The organism is Mycobacterium mantenii, from assembly GCF_001667865.1.
GTDB lineage: Bacteria > Actinomycetota > Actinomycetes > Mycobacteriales > Mycobacteriaceae > Mycobacterium > Mycobacterium mantenii_A.
This window is the reverse complement of sequence record NZ_LZJP01000104.1, coordinates 1-995: the sequence shown is the minus strand read 5'-3', so window position 1 is coordinate 995 and position 995 is coordinate 1. Positions and strand designations below refer to the sequence as shown.

Genomic DNA, 995 nt, shown 5'->3' with positions numbered 1-995 from the left:
GTCACCGAGGGGCTGCCGCGGGGCTCGTTCGACACCATCATTCTCAACTCGGTCGTCCAGTACTTCCCCAACGCCGGCTACCTGGTCGATGTCATCGACAACGCCATGGACCTGCTCGGGCCGGGCGGAACGTTGTTTATCGGCGATGTGCGTAACCACAGCCTGCAGGGCGCGTTCCAAACCGGGGTCGCGCTGGCGCGCACGTCCACCGACGACGGCGGCGAGATCCGCCAGCGGGTGTACCGGGCCGTGCTCGGCGAACCCGAATTGCTGCTGGCCCCTGAGTTTTTCACCGACTGGGCGGCCGAGCACACGTCGGTGGTGGCCGGAGTTGGTATCGAAGTCAAGCGTGGATCGGGCGACAACGAGCTGACCCGGTACCGCTACGACGTCAGCATCCGCAAGACTCCCGCGCGGGCTTGTTCACTCGCCAAGGCACCCGCCTGGGCGTGGACACGGTGCGCAGGCTTGAGCGGACTGCACACCGAACTGACAACCCAAGGTCCCGCGATCGTGCGCGTCACCGGTATCCCGCGCGCCGGCGTGATCACCGACGTCCAGATCGAACAGGCGCTGGCCGCCGCCATGCCCCTGGCCGAGGCGCTTGCGCAGGCTTGCGCCACCGCGGGCTCCGACGCCGTCACCCCTGAACAGCTGCACCAGCTTGGGGAAGCTGCCGGGTATCGCGTCGCGGTGACCTGGGGCGCTCAACCCGGCACCTTGGATGCGGTCTTCATCCGCTCCGCGGACCCCGGCGCCGGGCACACCACATCGCTGACGGACCTCTACCTGCCTCCTGTCACCGGAGCGCAGCTACGCAGTGTCCATGCCAATGACCCGCACACCAACACCAAGGTGAGTGCGGTCCGGCACTGGATGAGCGCGCGGTTGCCCGATTACATGGTGCCGACACAGATTGTGGTGCTCGACGAGTTCCCGCTGACCTCCTCGGGCAAGATCGACCGAAAGGCGCTGCCGGCACCGGTATTCGCCGC

At 67.2% G+C, this 995-nt stretch carries 1 pseudogene; it reads left to right on the top strand.

Features of this window, described 5'->3' with window-relative positions:
• Window positions 1-995 (top strand): annotated as a pseudogene (locus A5688_RS19965) (hypothetical protein); the annotation flags it as partial.